The organism is Alcanivorax sp. MD8A (assembly GCF_002888555.1).
Lineage (GTDB): Bacteria > Pseudomonadota > Gammaproteobacteria > Pseudomonadales > Alcanivoracaceae > Alcanivorax.
In genome coordinates this window covers 1-15,678 of record NZ_AQOQ01000049.1, presented here as the reverse complement: position 1 = coordinate 15,678, position 15,678 = coordinate 1, and the positions used below count along the sequence as shown (strand labels likewise).

At 57.4% G+C, this 15,678-nt stretch carries 16 protein-coding genes and 2 tRNA genes; 5 read left to right on the top strand and 13 right to left on the bottom strand.

Annotated elements, in window-relative coordinates:
- The first annotated feature begins 283 nt into the window (after positions 1–283).
- The gene (locus tag A15D_RS16165; RefSeq protein ID WP_102792782.1) at positions 284–616 is read left to right on the top strand and encodes a hypothetical protein; all 333 of its coding nucleotides are present in this window, start codon (positions 284–286) and stop codon (positions 614–616) included.
- Between the two features lie 59 nt (positions 617–675).
- On the opposite strand, the gene A15D_RS16160 is transcribed toward A15D_RS16165, so the two are convergent.
- The gene (locus A15D_RS16160; protein ID WP_233192275.1) at positions 676–1,128 is read right to left on the bottom strand and encodes a hypothetical protein; all 453 of its coding nucleotides are present in this window, start codon (positions 1,126–1,128) and stop codon (positions 676–678) included.
- Positions 1,121–1,441, bottom strand: coding sequence for a helix-turn-helix transcriptional regulator (locus tag A15D_RS16155; RefSeq protein WP_022984479.1), 321 nt, complete (start codon positions 1,439–1,441; stop codon positions 1,121–1,123). The genes A15D_RS16160 and A15D_RS16155 overlap by 8 nt, the downstream gene beginning before the upstream one ends.
- A 107-nt stretch (positions 1,442–1,548) precedes the next feature.
- On the opposite strand from A15D_RS16155, the gene A15D_RS16150 reads away from it, so the two are divergent.
- The 3 genes from A15D_RS16150 to A15D_RS16140 all read left to right on the top strand — a co-directional run bounded on the left by A15D_RS16150 (position 1,549) and on the right by A15D_RS16140 (position 5,901).
- Complete coding sequence (locus tag A15D_RS16150) at positions 1,549–2,805, top strand: NADH:flavin oxidoreductase/NADH oxidase family protein (RefSeq protein ID WP_102792780.1); 1,257 nt, start codon at positions 1,549–1,551, stop codon at positions 2,803–2,805.
- 77 nt (positions 2,806–2,882) lie between these two features.
- Entirely contained in the window at positions 2,883–4,208 is a 1,326-nt protein-coding gene (locus A15D_RS16145) for a Na+/H+ antiporter family protein (protein WP_102792779.1), read from the top strand.
- 217 nt (positions 4,209–4,425) lie between these two features.
- On the top strand, positions 4,426–5,901 hold the full coding sequence (locus A15D_RS16140; protein ID WP_102792778.1) for an AbgT family transporter: 1,476 nt from the start codon (positions 4,426–4,428) through the stop codon (positions 5,899–5,901).
- A gap of 152 nt (positions 5,902–6,053) precedes the next feature.
- On the opposite strand, the gene A15D_RS16135 is transcribed toward A15D_RS16140, so the two are convergent.
- The 8 genes from A15D_RS16135 to A15D_RS16100 all read right to left on the bottom strand — a co-directional run bounded on the left by A15D_RS16135 (position 6,054) and on the right by A15D_RS16100 (position 12,082).
- Positions 6,054–6,437 carry a DUF4870 domain-containing protein gene (locus A15D_RS16135; RefSeq protein ID WP_102792777.1) on the bottom strand — a complete coding sequence of 128 codons (384 nt, stop codon included), beginning with the start codon at positions 6,435–6,437 and terminating at the stop codon, positions 6,054–6,056.
- A 54-nt stretch (positions 6,438–6,491) separates the two neighbouring features.
- Entirely contained in the window at positions 6,492–7,316 is an 825-nt protein-coding gene (queF, locus tag A15D_RS16130) for an NADPH-dependent 7-cyano-7-deazaguanine reductase QueF (RefSeq protein ID WP_102792776.1), read from the bottom strand.
- Positions 7,317–7,361: 45 nt separating this feature from the next.
- On the bottom strand, positions 7,362–8,135 hold the full coding sequence (locus A15D_RS16125) for an ABC transporter permease (RefSeq protein WP_022984473.1): 774 nt from the start codon (positions 8,133–8,135) through the stop codon (positions 7,362–7,364).
- Entirely contained in the window at positions 8,132–9,061 is a 930-nt protein-coding gene (locus tag A15D_RS16120) for an ABC transporter ATP-binding protein (RefSeq protein WP_199175967.1), read from the bottom strand. Before A15D_RS16120 ends, A15D_RS16125 begins: the two co-directional genes overlap by 4 nt.
- Positions 9,062–9,105: 44 nt before the next feature.
- The gene (locus tag A15D_RS16115) at positions 9,106–9,771 is read right to left on the bottom strand and encodes a histidine phosphatase family protein (protein WP_102792774.1); all 666 of its coding nucleotides are present in this window, start codon (positions 9,769–9,771) and stop codon (positions 9,106–9,108) included.
- Between the two features lie 188 nt (positions 9,772–9,959).
- On the bottom strand, positions 9,960–11,669 hold the full coding sequence (locus tag A15D_RS16110; protein WP_102792773.1) for a CSLREA domain-containing protein: 1,710 nt from the start codon (positions 11,667–11,669) through the stop codon (positions 9,960–9,962).
- A 227-nt stretch (positions 11,670–11,896) separates the two neighbouring features.
- Positions 11,897–11,972, bottom strand: a tRNA-Gly gene (locus A15D_RS16105).
- 34 nt (positions 11,973–12,006) lie between these two features.
- Positions 12,007–12,082, bottom strand: a tRNA-Glu gene (locus A15D_RS16100).
- Between the two features lie 185 nt (positions 12,083–12,267).
- Here A15D_RS16100 and A15D_RS16095 point away from each other — a divergent pair.
- Positions 12,268–12,927 (top strand): glutathione S-transferase family protein, encoded by a 660-nt coding sequence (locus A15D_RS16095; protein WP_102792772.1) that lies wholly within the window; start codon positions 12,268–12,270, stop codon positions 12,925–12,927.
- Positions 12,928–13,057: 130 nt separating this feature from the next.
- Here A15D_RS16095 and A15D_RS16090 read toward each other — a convergent pair whose 3' ends face one another.
- The 3 genes from A15D_RS16090 to A15D_RS16080 all read right to left on the bottom strand — a co-directional run.
- Positions 13,058–13,558 carry a GDYXXLXY domain-containing protein gene (locus A15D_RS16090; RefSeq protein WP_102792771.1) on the bottom strand — a complete coding sequence of 167 codons (501 nt, stop codon included), beginning with the start codon at positions 13,556–13,558 and terminating at the stop codon, positions 13,058–13,060.
- Entirely contained in the window at positions 13,551–14,849 is a 1,299-nt protein-coding gene (locus tag A15D_RS16085; protein ID WP_102792770.1) for a DUF2157 domain-containing protein, read from the bottom strand. Before A15D_RS16085 ends, A15D_RS16090 begins: the two co-directional genes overlap by 8 nt.
- 430 nt (positions 14,850–15,279) lie before the next feature.
- The coding region (locus A15D_RS16080; RefSeq protein WP_102792769.1) for a transposase at positions 15,280–15,678 on the bottom strand (399 nt) is incomplete at its 5' end.

Here is a 15,678-nt window from a genome sequence, read left to right as displayed (position 1 = left end):
GCTTCAGGACACGCTGAGCATGCAAGGAGCTATTCAGAGGCTCCTTTAATCCTATGACTATGACAACGGTTCAGACTTAATCCCTAGAAAAGAAACAGACCTAACGATGATGTTGACTTGCCATCACCTGTGCCACCATCCAAGGCGGATGGAACATTAAAAAATCACTACACACGGGTTACAGCTTTACTGCCATGACACAACAGGACGGATCACCTGTTCGCAGTACAGTCGTAACGAGGAAGGACAGTGTAGTGGGAACAACAACAAGGAAGGGCACACTATGTCAGCAATCAAGATGCATCTTGCCGGTGCCGCCATCGTCGGTTGCATGGCGCTCAGCACCCCGGTAATCGCAGATCAGCAGCAGGCCACCGTGATCCTCAGCCAGAGCTGCGAGTACATGCTACTCAATTCCAGTCGCGGCATGGTGTTAGTCAAACAGCTGGACGGCATCACACCCCAGGAAGGCGACACCCTGAGCGGTAGCTTTACCGCTGGCGACTTCAGCAACCTGCACAACACCCGCAACAAGGATTCCATGCAGGTATGGGTGGATCTGGTAGACCCGCACAGCAGCAAGGCGCTGAGCCAGTACGGTCGCTATTGCACCTGATTCCAGCCCAATCACATACCCGCCAGCTTTGCCCAAACAGACGCTGGCGGGCATGTAGATCAGCGCATCAGCACACCAGCGAACAACACCAGAAAGCCACCAACCTCAGCCACAATCAACGCCACCATAAAGGCCACCATCAGCACGGGGGCCAACGTGCCCTTACCGAATTGGTGGGGACGCTGCAGCTGGTTTCGCGTATCCCGAAGCATCCCGTGCAGGATGTAACTTCCAACCGCCAAGGCAAAGAACAGCATGCTGGCCAATACCGCCAGGGTATTGGTGCGGTCACTCCACACACTCAGCAGGGCAAACCGTTCCAGCACCAGACAAGCAAAGGCGTACATCAGGCTGGCCCGGTGAGCCACATCCACATAATAGTGGGCACGCGCCTTTTCACTCTGGCTTACCTGCCAATACTTCCATACCCCGGTCAGCAAACCGGTAAGGAAAAACAGGCCACATCCATACAGAGCCCAGTCGCTGGCAGGCATCCACAACCACTCAGACATGGAAAAAATCCCCCAGCCGCGACTGCATGGCAATGTCCGGCAAACAGAAACGGCGACGCCCTACCTGCTCGACCCGGATCAAGCCCGCTTCCACCAGCTCTTTAACATGATGCGACACCGTAGGCTTGCCGATATTCAGCCGTTTCATGAAATCGCCGAACGCGCAGCCCGCAGAAACCTCCTGCAAATCCGCCTGCCCCTTTTCCCTGCAATGGGCAAGCACCTGCTGATAAATTCGCAGACGGTTTGGATTGGCCAGAGCCCGAAAGGCAGCGGCCAGCTGCGCCTCGGAGACCGTGTCAGTCTGTGCCAAAATCCATCCTCCCCAACAAAACAGTTTGACGATTATCGAACCAAAATATAGTTTGAGCAACATCGAACTATACAGTAATCGCCCAGACTGGGCACAGGAGGACCACTGTGAGCCACGCGGATACCCTGAAAACATCCCTCGCCCTGCCCTGCGGCACCGCCATTCCGAACCGGTTCGGCAAATCCGCCATGAGCGAAGCCCTCGGTACCATCGATAATCATGTCACCCCGGCGCTCGAGACACTGTATGGTCGCTGGTCAGATGGCGGCACCGGGCTGTTGATCACCGGCAACATCATGATCGACCGCAATCACACCGGCGAGCCCAACAATGTCGTGCTGGAAAACGAGCAGGATCTGCCCCTGCTTAAACGCTGGGCTGACGCCGGCAAACGCAACGGCAATGAAATCTGGGTACAGTTGAACCACCCCGGCAAACAGATCCCCCGCATGCTCGCCAGTGGCGATACCCTCGCGCCCTCCGCCGTACCTTTCGGAAAAGAACTGAAAAGCGCCTTCAAAACACCCCGTGCGCTCACCGAAGCAGAGATCCGCGACATCATTAAACGCTTCGCCACCAGCGCCGCCATCGCCAAAAAAGCTGGCTTTACCGGGGTCCAGATTCACGGAGCACACGGCTATCTGGTCAGCCAGTTTCTCTCCGGCCACCACAACCAGCGTACTGACCAGTGGGGCGGCCCACTGGAAAACAGGATGCGCTTCCCGCTGGAAATTTACCGGGCCATTCGCAAGGCCGTCGGCGACGACTACCCTGTCAGCATCAAACTGAACTCCGCCGATTTCCAACGCGGCGGCTTCACCGAAGACGAATCCATGACGGTGGCGCAAACCCTCGCAGAAGAAGGCCTGGATCTGCTGGAGATTTCAGGCGGCAACTATGAAAACCCGGCCATGGCCGGCGCCAAAGGGGTCCGTGAAAGCACCGTAGCCCGCGAAGCCTACTTCCTCGATTACGCCAACGAAATCCGTAAACGGGTCTCCATTCCTCTGATGGTCACCGGTGGCTTCCGCTCCGCCAAAGCCATGGCCGAAGCCGTAGAAAGCGGCGCCACCGACATCGTCGGCATCGCCCGCCCACTGGCAGTAGAGCCCGATCTGCCCAACCGTATTCTTGCCGGCCAAGACGGGCTCATCAGCCGGGTCACGCCACGCAAAACCGGCATCAAGATGATCGACGAAATGGCCATGATGGAAGTCTCCTGGTTCTCCCGTCAGCTACACCGAATGGGCAAGGGCAAAGACCCCAAACCCGATGAAAGCGTGCTGCTCGCCCTGTTCAAAGTCATCGCCGACATGGGCCTGGGCAGCTTCCGCACGCGGCGACTGCGCAGCAACCAGGGCTGAGTGTGAGGCGCCAGCCACCGTTAGGAAGCGCTGGCGCACCCTGCTAGACTTTTCCGCATTCCAATGCGGAGCGTTCCATGTCATTGCTTGCCAATCCGGTTATCTGGTCGGTACTCATACTGATGGGCCTTAGCCTGGCCCGAATGAATGTGGTGCTGGCACTCCTGTGTGCGGCACTGGTTGCCGGCCTGGGCAGTGGGCTGGATCTGACCGCCACCCTGTCCGCCTTCAGTAGCGGCCTGGGTGGTGGTGCCAATATTGCCCTGAGCTATGCCCTGCTAGGCGCCTTCGCCGTTGCTATTGCCCGCTCCGGGATCACCGAATGGCTCGCCGGGCGCATTATTGCCCGGCTGGGTGGCACACCGGCACCGCAACAATTGCGGCGAATCCGCACTCTGCTACTCACCGTACTGTTGGCAGCGGCAGTGATGAGTCAGAACCTGGTCCCCATCCATATCGCCTTTATTCCCATCCTGGTGCCCCCCTTGCTGGAAGTAATGCATCAGCTGCGGCTGGATCGCCGGCTGGCTGCCTGCATTCTCACGTTCGGTTTGATCACGCCTTACATGGTGCTGCCAGTGGGCTTTGGCAGTATTTTTCTACATACCCAGCTGGGCCCCAGTCTCGCCAAGGCAGGCCTGGAGCTGCCCAAAGGGGATTTGCCTCTGGCCATGCTGCTGCCCGCCGCCGGCATGGTTGTGGGCCTGATTCTGGCGTGCATCCGCTACCGACAACCTCGCGATTACCACCCCGTTCAGCTTCCCGGTGAAGAACAACACGCTCCGCTTTCCAGCCGTAACGTCATGGTGGCCGCCATCGCATTGGCGGCGGCATTGGCTCTGCAGCTGTACAGCGACTCCATCATTCTTGGCGCACTGGTCGGTTTCCTGGTGTTCACCGCAGGCGGAGTGGTGCCGTGGCGTGAGTCTCAGGATGCCTTTACCCAAGGGGTAAAGATGATGTCACTGATCGGGTTCATCATGATTGCCGCTAATGGCTATGCCGCGGTAGTGCAGGCCGGAGATCAGGTTCCCGCTTTGGTAGCAACGGTGACGAGCGGACTGCAAAGTCCGCCTCTTGCGGCGGCCCTGCTGTTGCTCCTGGGACTGTTCGTCACGCTGGGTATCGGCTCCTCGTTCTCCACGATCCCCATCATTACCACTCTCTACGTCCCGCTGTGTGTGGCATTGGGCTTCTCACCGCTGGCCACGGCAGCGCTGGTTGGCAGTGCCGCCGCCCTGGGCGATGCCGGCTCGCCAGCCTCGGATTCCACCCTCGGCCCAACGGCGGGCCTTAACGCCGATGGCCAACACGACCACATTCGCGACACGGTTATTCCGACCTTCATACACTACAACCTGCCGTTGATGGCGGCGGGCTGGCTGGCCGCCATGTGGCTTTGAGAGACGCTGCTCGCTTCACGCAACAGGCGGCACGCTAAATGATGGGGCGAATGACCCAAGCCCGAAAATCGCGGTCGAACGACCGCTCCTGCAAAACGGGAAAGCCACCCAGCGTGCTCCATCGAAATGGCCCTACCCACACCAGCACAAGACAAACCGGCCCCCGCGTTGTAGCGTGTTGCGTGCAGCTTGACGCTTTCACGTACAAGGATCTCTCATGCCACGGCACACTCTGCTGACCCGGCTGGAAACACTCGGCAATCGACTGCCACATCCCACACTATTATTCGTGTGGCTTTGCCTGTTACTGCTGCCACTCACCGCACTGCTAAGCGCATTGGGGCTGACCACCACCCATCCCATCACTGACGACACCGTCGCGGTGCGCTCGCTGATTGACGGTGACGGTGTGCGGTATCTGTTCACGTCATTGGTCAGTAACTTCACCGGCTTCGCCCCGCTGGGGGTCGTACTGGTTGCCATGCTGGGGCTCGGGGTCGCAGAACAATCCGGGGTGCTGTCCGTGAGTCTGGCCGCGCTGGTAAAGCGTGCCTCCGGGAAACTGCTGGTGGTCACCGTAGCGTTCGCCGGGGTGCTGTCGAGCATGACGGTGGATGCCGGCTATGTCGTACTGATCCCGCTCGCCGGGCTGGTGTTCCAACTGGCCGGACGCTCCCCGTTGGCCGGTATTGCCACTGCCTTTGCGGGAGTGTCCGGCGGCTTCAGCGCCAATCTGCTGGTGGGGCCGGTCGATGCCACTCTCGCCGGCCTGACCAGCGAAGCGGTCGCGCTGGTGGACCCCAGCCGAACCGTCGATGCCACCGGCAATTACTGGTTCATCATCGTGTCCACCTTCGTGGTGACAGCTCTGGTCAGCCTGGTCACCCTGCGCCTCACCGAACCGCGCCTTCGAACAATGGCAACCGACACCGCTGTCGAGGTTGAAACACCTGTCAGCCACCCCGCGGCCATGCGCTGGACGCTGGCCACTCTTGTGGTGCTGCTGACCCTGACCGCCCTGCTGGTGATCCCCGACAACGCCCCCCTGCGACACCCGGACACCGGCAGTGTACTGGGCTCGCCGTTCATTCACGGCCTGGTGGTAATTGTGGCGTTGCTGGCAGGGATATGCGGTGCCGTCTACGGCCGGCTCAGCGGTCAGTTTCGCCATGGCGGCGATATCATTACCGCCATGGAAACCACTATGGCCTCCATGGCGGGCTATCTGGTGCTGATGTTTTTCGCCGCCCAGTTTGTCGCCTGGTTCAATTACAGCCAGCTGGGCGTCCTGCTGGCTGTTGAGGGCGCCGCATGGCTTGGCAGCCTGTCGATTCCCAAAGTTGCCTTGCTGTTGTTGTTCGTGTTGCTGGCTGCCCTGATCAACCTGATGATTGGCAGCGCTTCGGCCAAATGGTCGATTCTGGCTCCCATCTTTGTACCTATGCTGATGTTGCTGGGCATCGAACCCGAAGCCACCCAGGCGGCCTACCGGGTGGGCGATTCCAGCACCAATATCATCACCCCGCTCATGCCCTACTTCGTACTGGTACTGGGCTTCGCCCGGCGCTATCAACCCGACACCGGCATCGGCACCCTGATGGCACTCATGCTGCCTTACAGCCTGACGCTACTGGTGGGGTGGTCGGTGTTACTGGGAATCTGGATCGGGTTTGGCTGGCCGCTGGGACCGTGAAGACACAGCTGCGAGCCATGAGCGACTAGCTGCGAGAAAAAGATAAAACCGTTGGTAATTCAGGGCGCAGACGCATTAACCAGCCCCTGGCAATAAAAAAACCGCGCCTGACTGGCGCGGTTTTTCTCGTAGCTAGCCGCTCGTCACGGCTTTTACTTGATCAACCGCAGCGTGAAAGGATACCTATAAGCCACACCCTCATTGGCTTTCAATCCGGCAATGATCACCATCACCACCCAGAAGATGAACAGCACCGGCATCAACACGGCTCCAATCGCCACAAACATCAGCACAAATGCGACGAAAAAGGCGATCAGCATGGTGATATTGAAGTTCACGGCTTCCTTGCCCTGATCATCGACAAAAGGACTTTCATCCTTCTTGACCAGCCACATCACCAGCGGGCCAATCAAGCTCCCGAAGGGAATCACCAACCCGATCAACGACAACAAATGGCAGCCCATCGCCTGGCTGCGTTCTTCCTTACTCGGGCCTTGCGGTTCAGCCCCACTTTGGGGGTGTTCATTCTCAGTCATGAAACCTTTCCTTGTTGATGACAAAAGAAACACTCTAGCCTGATGTAGATACCGTTACTGCCGAATTGTTCTCCTATTTGGCAGCGGCTGCTCGCTGTTGGAACGGAACGGGTTGATGTCGATACCACCACGGCGGGTAAAACGGCCATAAACGGTCAAGTGACGCGGCGAGCACTGCGACATCAGGTCAACAAACATCTGCTCGATAATCTGCTCATGGAAGCCCTGATGATTGCGCAAGGACACCACATAACGCAGGAAGCTGGCCGGACTGATAGCCCGGCCAGTGTAACGGATCACCACTGTGGCCCAATCCGGTTGGTTGGTGACCGGGCAATGGCTTCGCAGCAAATGCGAATAGAGCTGGCCGGTCTGCTCTGCGCCCTGATCACAGAGCAACAGTTCCGGGTTGTATTCGTAGTGCTCGAAATTCAGGTCGATGTTATCGACGCATTCACCACGATCTTCCCAGGTGGGAAAACCCGCGGATTCCTCCAGTGAATACAGCAGCACCTCAATATTGCCACCGACGGTCTGCGCCACGTCTTTTTCGATGGCCGCACGGACCTTGTCGCGATGATCAAACCGCGAGTTGGCGAAGGAATTGAGATACAACTTCAGGGATTTGGATTCGACAATATTCGGTGTAGTGCAGGGAATCCGCAGCTCGCACATGGCCACAATGGGCTTGCCCTTCTCATTCAGCCAGGACAATTCATAGGCATTCCAGATATCCGTGCCATGGAAAGGCAGGCTGGTATCTTCCAGCTCAAGGCTTTCCCGGGCATCCCAGCGGGGTACCGGACAAAGCAACGAGGGCGTGTACTCGTCCACATACTCACTGGAGCGACCCAGCGGGGTTTCCTTCAAGTAACTCATGGTGTCTCCTGGCTCAGCCGTCCGTTGGCTCAATATCCATAATAATTAATGTCGGATGCCGGTACCACGTCGCAATAACCACAGCGCGAACAGGTAAAAGGCCACCACAAAGCCACAAATGGCCGCCAGAGAGGCGTAAACATTCACATCACTGACACCCAACACCCCGTAGCGGAAGGCATTCACCATATACACAATCGGATTGGCCAGGCTCACGGTGCGCCAGAACTCCGGCAGCAGATCAATGGAATAGAACACCCCACCCAGATACGTAAGGGGCGTCAGGATAAAGGTGGGCACAATGGAAATATCATCAAACTTGTTGGCAAAGACCGCATTGATAAAGCCCCCAAGCGCAAACAGGGCCGCCGTCAGTATCACTACCGTGACCGTAATCAGCAGGTGTTGCATGCTCAGGTGCGTGAAAAACAGGCTCAGCAGACTGACAATCAACCCGACCAGCATCCCGCGCACCATCCCCCCCACTACGAAACCGGTGAGAATCACATGTGGCGGCATGGGAGAAACCAGCATTTCTTCGATGGAATGCTGGAATTTGGTGGAAAAGAACGAACTCACCACATTGCCATAGCTGTTCTGGATCACGCTCATCATGATCAGGCCCGGCACGATGTACTGCATGTAATCGAACCCGCCCATGTCGCCAATGCGGCTGCCAATCAGGTTGCCGAAGATGACGAAATACAATGTCATGGTGATTGCCGGCGGCAACAGTGTTTGTGGCCAGATCCGGGTGAAACGGCGAATTTCCTTGGTGACGATGGTCATGAACGCCACCCACTGATCACGGGCCTTCATGCTTTTTCTCCGGGCAGGTTCTGCTCAACCAGTCGCACAAACAGTTCTTCCAGCCGGTTGGCCTTGTTGCGCATGCTCATGACCTCGAACTGCTGTTCCGCCAGGGCGACAAACAGGGTGTTCAGGCTTTGCGTTTTGGGTACCGCCACTTCCAGGGTCTGGGCATCACGCAACACCACATCGAACCCTTCCAGCACCGGCGCGGTATCTACCGGGCGCGCCAGATCCAGCACGAACGTTTCCACCTGCAGTTTTTCCAGCAGCGCACGCATGGAGGTATTTTCGACGATGGTGCCGTGGTCGATGATGGCAATGTTACGGCAAAGGGATTCTGCTTCCTCCAGATAATGGGTCGTCAGAATAATCGTCTTGCCTTCCTGGTTAATGCGGGTGAGAAAATCCCACATGGAGCGACGTAGCTCGATGTCCACACCGGCGGTAGGTTCATCGAGGATCAATAACTCGGGCTCATGTACCAGAGCACGGGCAATCATCAACCGGCGTTTCATGCCGCCTGAAAGTGTTCGCGACTGCTTGTCCCGCTTTTCCCACAACCCCAGCTGGCGCAGATACTTTTCCGCCCGCTCTCGGGCCAACGGTGCAGGGATACCGTAAAACCCGGCCTGGGTCACAACGATATCAAACACCTTTTCAAACTGGTTGAAGTTGAATTCCTGCGGCACCACGCCAATCTTCATCTTGGCCTGGGAACGCTGGGTATCCAGCGAATGCCCGAAGATACTGACATCTCCGCCACTCTTGTTCACCAGAGAACTGACCACCCCAATGGTGGTGGATTTGCCGGCCCCGTTGGGCCCCAACAGGGCAAAGAAATCGCCCTTCTGAACCTCAAGATCAATGCCTTTGAGTGCCTGAACACCATTGGCATAGGTCTTGGTGAGATTCCGAATCGTCAATGCAGACAAGATTCACCTCAATGCGAATTAGGGAAACAGGGAGCGAAACGAGATTACAGTGCGCAGTGGCCGTGATCGCCACGCCAGATCCAGTGCATCCGGCTGTCCGTGAACCAGACCCACAGCCCTTCCATCATCCAGGGCCAGTCATCCTCGGTAATCTTGCGACGACCGTGTAGCTCGGCCACCAGCACGGCCAGAATGGTGTCGTGGGTAACATGCACGTTGAGATGTCCCGCCTGTGGCTCCCGCTCGCGCAGGTAAGCCGCCAGCTTGGCGCGCCCTTCTGCCGGTGACAGCATTCCGTCGAAAGGCTCCTGCAAGTGCTGGTTAAGAAAGCGGAACGCCCCCATCTTCAGGAAAGTGGGGCCGATTTCGTTGATATCAACCACGTAGCACCCCGGCTCGACCAGCGTGGTATCGGTGGTGATGTCCGGGAGCGCCTTGAGCAAACCTGCCTTCTTCGCCCCTTCGGCCATAGCCTTGGCCGTGTTGACACAACGGCCCACCGGGCTGGAGTAGAAGGCATCCACCGGGCGATTCAGCTTACTCCCCCAGTCACGCGCCATATCCACCCCCTCCGGGGTCAGCGGCAAGCGGTAATCGGCGAAGCCATTCTTGGCCAGTTCCCGCACGGAATGGCGGGTGAGCAGGTGGACAGGTTTGTCCCCGGGCAACAGGTTAAGAGCTTCCAGCAATCGCGGGTGTAAACGGGCCATAGTCACATCACTTCTGGTCAGCTATCAGTGTAGGCAGCTATGGGCGGAATGCCAATGCCAGGATGGAGCTCCCCACGCGCCAGGCAGTGGCACCGAACAGGATTACGCGGGGCTCACCTGTAAAGCGCCATCGCTGGCGTCCGGCGAATAACGACAAAAAAACCCCTCGAGGGAGGGGTTTTCAGCGTTTATCTGGATCGCCTGCGGTGCATGCCAATAAACATCAACAACAGTCCAGTAGCCAGGGGCAGGCTGCCCCCTCCACCACCACTATCACCACCGCCTCCGGAGACAATTGCTCCTTCAGGCTGTGGTGACCAATCAGCTTCAGCCAGACCGGTCAGGCCGGTCTCTTCATGTATCAAGGCCTGCATTAGTGCAACCTTAAAGGCCGCCTTATGGCCGCTCAAGACATGCGTGTCAGACTCATAGCTCAAGTCCGCCGGACTATAAAATTCAATATCAGTGATGATATGGCCATCCGGATCACTCACGAAGCTATCGAGATCGAGCACAATATCTGCATCAGGGTCTTCAAGATCTGCCACTTGAGCCTCATATTCTTCTCTGAGCGCCTGAACATCCAAAGTGGGCTCCTGATTTCTTTCCGTGGAACCAATATCTATCGCGGCCCCCAGAATCCGCACAGACTGACGCTGTTCAGAAGCGGGAACCCCGTCCTCGCCCGCAATGGCCGATGGTCTTCCCGCATCGATAACGGGACTATCGGCGCTGGCAAGGTAGTAAGGCAGATGCCCAAGGCTAAATGACAACTCACCCAGATAGGCGGGAGCACCTTGATACAAGGCTGTTGTCGAATCCATAGAAACATTCTCGGAACCGAATCGCCTCTCCACTGACGGGAGGAAAGAGTAGCTAGCGGCGAGATCTACTCCATACAGGCTAATTGGCATGCCCTCGGTGAAGTAACGGTCGAAAATAGTGTGATCTATTTCTATGCTACCGTGATATTCACTGGAATTTCGCGGCTTATAGGTTTTTATATCCAGCAGGGGGCCATCACTGTTTACATTATCAACCCAGGTGGAGTGAGCTATTTTTACGTTCGCACCCTCAGTCACCATAATCGGGTATACCGAATTATGCCCAGCAACTGTGCTCTGAATAATCTCGATATTGGGATAGTGATAAGTTGAATATGCCGTGTCCCACATGGCCAAAAACAGGTGCTGCTTCGACAGTAACAATGCGCTGTCTATGACCTTGATGGTCCCACGTCCATATAAGGAGATAACCTTATCTTCGGCAACAAAAACAGAACGACGAAGAGCAATCTCTTGCTCCTCACCATAGCCGCGCAGGTGAAGCCCGGAGTTTTCGATATAGGAGTTTTCAACCGAAACAGAAATAGGAGCCACAGAACCCGATGCGAACAGGAAGTTGCCATTATCACTGAACACGCTATTTCCCGTATTCAGTTCAACCCGCGAAGAACATAGCCGGATAGCATTCGAAAAACCCGAGGCTCTCAGGTTATACATAGAGACTTCACCGCAAGCGCGAACCCCCATCGAGAACCCCAAAGACGGGTCATTGACCACACCCAGAGACAAATTGCGCAAGCCAACATTAATATCGCTATCAATCTCGAAAAGCACCTCAGCAGCAGAGGTCAAGACTGCTTCTTCTCCCTGCACACCAATGATTTCCACATCGTCGGTGATGAAATAACCTTGCGAAGTACCAATCTGTATACCCGCTGGAAGAAAAATCGTGTCTGGTCCCGTCACCGCATTGGCATTGGCTAGCGCTTCACGCAAGGTCAAGAGCTCATCGACAGGATCATTATCGTCCCCAGAACTATTTACATAAAACGTTTGCGCCTGAACCAGACAAGCCACAGAGCACACGATGCAAGCAACAAAATACCGAAACATACCGCCCCCTAACGGGCGTACTCCCTGGCAGCCCGACATTCTTCTCTTGTTAATTACTATTCCGATCCCGCGCCAGAGCTTACCCGGAATTTTTACGCAATTAAATGAACAAAATTCAGCCGGCAGGCACCGGCCTGCGGTTTTTGGTGGGATTAGGCCCTGGATTAGATACTCTCGCCAGGCACTGAAGAAAACAAAAAAGGGACCCGATTGGGTCCCTTTCGATTTGGAGCGGGAAACGAGATTCGAACTCGCGACCCCGACCTTGGCAAGGTCGTGCTCTACCAACTGAGCTATTCCCGCTTAACTTACTGCCAGCTAATCACTAGCGAATTAGTGGCGTCCCCTAGGGGAGTCGAACCCCTGTTACCGCCGTGAAAGGGCGGTGTCCTGGGCCACTAGACGAAGGGGACCCGGGCTTGACGTGGTGCGTCAAAGCGGCGCGTAGAATAGGTATCTGGTGCCCCTTCGTCAAGGAAAAATTTTGTCCTTCCTCACCATTGACCCGAAAAAGTCACGCTGCTCTGATAATGGCGCGCTATAACGACGAATCTTTCGTCAACTTGCTGAAAAAACGCTCATTTATCGGGAGAAATGCATGTCCATCAAGTTGTACGGGGCCGCCCTGTCGCCCTTTGTCCGTAAAACCCGCGTTGCCCTGGCCCTGAAAGGCATCGAGTACGAAGCCGTCCATGTGGACCCCGCCAACACCCCGGAAGGCTACGAAAAGATCAGCCCCATGAAACGCATTCCGGCGCTGGAGATTGATGGCCAGTACCTGGCCGATTCCGCCGCCATCTGTACCTGGCTGGAAACCACCCAACCAGAACCCGCACTCTACCCCAGCGATGCCATGGAACGTGGACGGGTGATCTGGTTTGAACGCTTTGCGGATTACGACCTGGCCATGCGCTGCACCTTCGCGGTGTTCCGTAACCGGGTGGTGATGCGGCTCATGGGCAAAGAGTGTGACGAGGACAAGGTCCAGCACGCCCTGAGCACCACCATTCCCCCGCTGTTCGCCTATCTGGACAAGGAACTGGAAGGCCGTGACTACCTGGTGGGCAACAGCCTGACCGTCGCCGACATCGCCCTGGCCAGTCAGATGGTCAACTTCAAGCACGGCGGCGAACAGATTGATGCCGACACCTACCCCAACCTGGCCGCCCACACCGAGCGCATGCACGCGCTGGCGCCTTTCGCCAAGACCATTGAGAAAGAGTCCGGGTTTATTCAGAAAGCGCTGGGAAGTCAGTGAACAGTTAACAGTGAAGAGTGAACAGCGCGCGTTCAGCGCGGCAGGTTCCTGAACGCATGAGGCCGCGTCCTTTCTCCGGGCGCGGCCTCATGCGTTTTGGAGCAGAAAGCCCCATCCGCGACGCAGCTGACTATTCACTGTTCACGGAAACCAGGGCGGCGCGCCCATTTGGCGCCACCCTTACCACCGCAACAGCGGCGTGGCGGAGTTGCTTTTCCAGGGCCAGGGCTTTTTCCTTGGGGGCGAACAGGGCTTCAATGCCGAAGGTGACACGGCTGCCGCTACGCCAGGGACGGCTGGTGACCCGCCCGCGCAGAAACACCCCGCTTTCCGGCCGACTCGCCTGAGTCGGTTGTGGGTCCCAGAGGTCACCGTTGCGGACCAGCGGGACATACACCACATCACCGGGGCGAAAGTCAGCAGATTCTCCTGGCTCTATGGTGTCGAAGTCGTAATTCAAGCGGGCGTAATTACCGCGGAACAGGTCGCGGGGATCCACCGGGCGGGTTTTCAGTCGCACCTCCTCACCCAGCCACAGGGGATAAAAGCCGTTCACCCAGACACCGGCCATGACCACCAGCTGGAACAGGATAGCCGCCGCAAAGGCGAATTTGCGCTGCCGGTTATTCATGGCCCGCCCCTCCCTGTCGATCTCGCCAGTAGTGGGCGGCCAGGAACAGGATGCCGGCCGCCAGCAGGAACAACACCGAGCCCCCCACGTAATCACCCACCAGATCCACGTAGCGCATCATCCCCAACACCAACAGCAGCGCCACCCCGCTGTAGAAATACTGGCTGAGCCCCTTGAGCAACCCCTGCTGCACCAGCACGATGGCCGAGCCCAGCACCAGCAGATTGACCAGCACCGTCACCGGGACAGCCATGGCCTCGTTGATTCCTCCATGCAACAGCACCATGACCAGTGGCAGCCCCATCACCAACCCACGGGATAACGGGTGAGCCGAACGGTTACGCAGGGCCAGGCAGGCCGCCGGGATGGCAGCCAGCAAACCCATCCACAACCCCGGATCCATTACGGTCTCCAACTCTTTCAGGTACCCCTCACAGAACTCGGTGAAGGTAAACGGCAGCAACAACAGTAGATAACCCCGCAGCGCCCACAATGACAACAGTGTGGCGGTACGGCGCAGATACACCGAGGTCGTGGCCGAGAGCCGGTGCCCGGCCATAAAGATCAGTGCCAACAGTCCCATGTTCAGGGTCAGATGGCCGGCCTCGATATCCGGTCGCCAGGGGTAACCGTAGGCCCAGCCCAACAAGACATTCAGCCAGCTCACCGCCGCCGCCACGGTAACGATCATCAGCCCCGCAGAACATGCCATCCGAGCCACCGCAACACTGCACCCCAGGAACAGCACCATGGCCCAAGGTGGGCTGAACTGGCCCTCGGCCATCAACCAGAACAAGGCCAGTGCCAGCATCAACAGGGCAATCACACGGCTGCGGGTCAAGAGCGCCATGGGCGCCACACCCAGCGCCCACACCAACAGACCATCCGGGAAGTGCTCTCCCAAGTGGTAAATCTGCGCGATCAGCATGATCGACGCCCCGTAACTGATACTCCCGACAAACAGCCAGCCAATGCCGCTGCCATCACGCAGGAAGTGCCGCACCCCGATACCGTTCAGCACCAGGGTTGTCGCCACCAGGCCCAGCATGCGCACCACACGGGGGATTTCCTCCCAGTTGGCCGACACCAGCAGCATCATGGCCATGCCGGCAAACAACAGCGCCACGCCCACCAGTACCTTGTAGGCCAGCGAGCCATCGCTGACATCCTCCAGACTGGTGCCGTAGCGCGCCAATATCCGCTCGCCCTGCTCCGCACTGATGTCCCCGTCATCCACCCATTGGCGACATTCACTGCGCAGCTCCCGGCGTAATAATCCGAGCAGTTGCATGAATCGGTCCTGTCTCTTTTTTTCGATAAGACCGCAGCGGACAGGGAAACGCAATGGAGGGGTGTTACGGGGTGTTTGGTTGGGTGTTCAATAGAGAGACGCCACGCAACCCGCTTTGCGCTAAAAAGCCTCGGTACCAAGGCCGAACAGATGGGACAAGAACGTAGGGCTGAAATCGGCGAAGATCGATCTCCGCCGGCGCACTAACCTTGTTAGATTCGGACAGCGTTCTGAGAATCCTTGCCTCGCTGAAACGAGGATCACCATGCAGGCCGTGTCTTGCATAGGCTCTGGAATCTATACCTCGCCCAGGCTCGGATCGCCATGCGAGCATGGCTCCTATAGGTTGTGTGGGGCACCGAGGGCGGGTGCGGCGATGGCATCACCCCCGCCCCGTGTAGGAGCTATGCTTGCATGGCGATTCTCAAACCTACAACCAGACCGCATCCCAATACGGATAATCCCCCAACCGGGTCACCAACCCCGCCCGCAGCGGATTGGCAATGACATACCGCGCCGTGGGCAGCAGGTCTGACTCACGGCGCAAGGCCCGATCGTGGAAACCTCTCTGCCACAGCGAGACGCCCGCCAGGCGCGAGCTCTGGCCTTTAAACATCCGCACGGTTTGCGACAACGAATAATTGCCCTCCAGCGTCAACATCCAGTGGCAGTGATCCGGCATGATCACAAAGCACCAGGTGTGGCTTGCCCCTAACGAATCGATCTCGTGAATGACCCTGCAGGTCCGTTTGGCAATGTCATGATCCTTGAAAAAGGCATGACGTTTACGGGCTGAAATCGTGATCAAATACGGCTGGCCAACAAGGGA

Bases quoted from the DNA above. Each gene is read 5' to 3' on its own strand.
- A15D_RS16125 (WP_022984473.1), bottom strand. From the start codon at position 8,135: ATGAAGGCCCGTGATCAGTGGGTGGCGTTCATGACCATCGTCACCAAG.
- queF (WP_102792776.1), bottom strand. From the start codon at position 7,316: ATGAGTTACTTGAAGGAAACCCCGCTGGGTCGCTCCAGTGAGTATGTG.
- A15D_RS16110 (WP_102792773.1), bottom strand. From the start codon at position 11,669: ATGTTTCGGTATTTTGTTGCTTGCATCGTGTGCTCTGTGGCTTGTCTG.
- A15D_RS16140 (WP_102792778.1), top strand. From the start codon at position 4,426: ATGCCACGGCACACTCTGCTGACCCGGCTGGAAACACTCGGCAATCGA.
- A15D_RS16095 (WP_102792772.1), top strand. From the start codon at position 12,268: ATGTCCATCAAGTTGTACGGGGCCGCCCTGTCGCCCTTTGTCCGTAAA.
- A15D_RS16145 (WP_102792779.1), top strand. From the start codon at position 2,883: ATGTCATTGCTTGCCAATCCGGTTATCTGGTCGGTACTCATACTGATG.
- A15D_RS16115 (WP_102792774.1), bottom strand. From the start codon at position 9,771: ATGGCCCGTTTACACCCGCGATTGCTGGAAGCTCTTAACCTGTTGCCC.
- A15D_RS16090 (WP_102792771.1), bottom strand. From the start codon at position 13,558: ATGAATAACCGGCAGCGCAAATTCGCCTTTGCGGCGGCTATCCTGTTC.
- A15D_RS16160 (WP_233192275.1), bottom strand. From the start codon at position 1,128: ATGTCTGAGTGGTTGTGGATGCCTGCCAGCGACTGGGCTCTGTATGGA.
- A15D_RS16135 (WP_102792777.1), bottom strand. From the start codon at position 6,437: ATGACTGAGAATGAACACCCCCAAAGTGGGGCTGAACCGCAAGGCCCG.
- A15D_RS16165 (WP_102792782.1), top strand. From the start codon at position 284: ATGTCAGCAATCAAGATGCATCTTGCCGGTGCCGCCATCGTCGGTTGC.
- A15D_RS16085 (WP_102792770.1), bottom strand. From the start codon at position 14,849: ATGCAACTGCTCGGATTATTACGCCGGGAGCTGCGCAGTGAATGTCGC.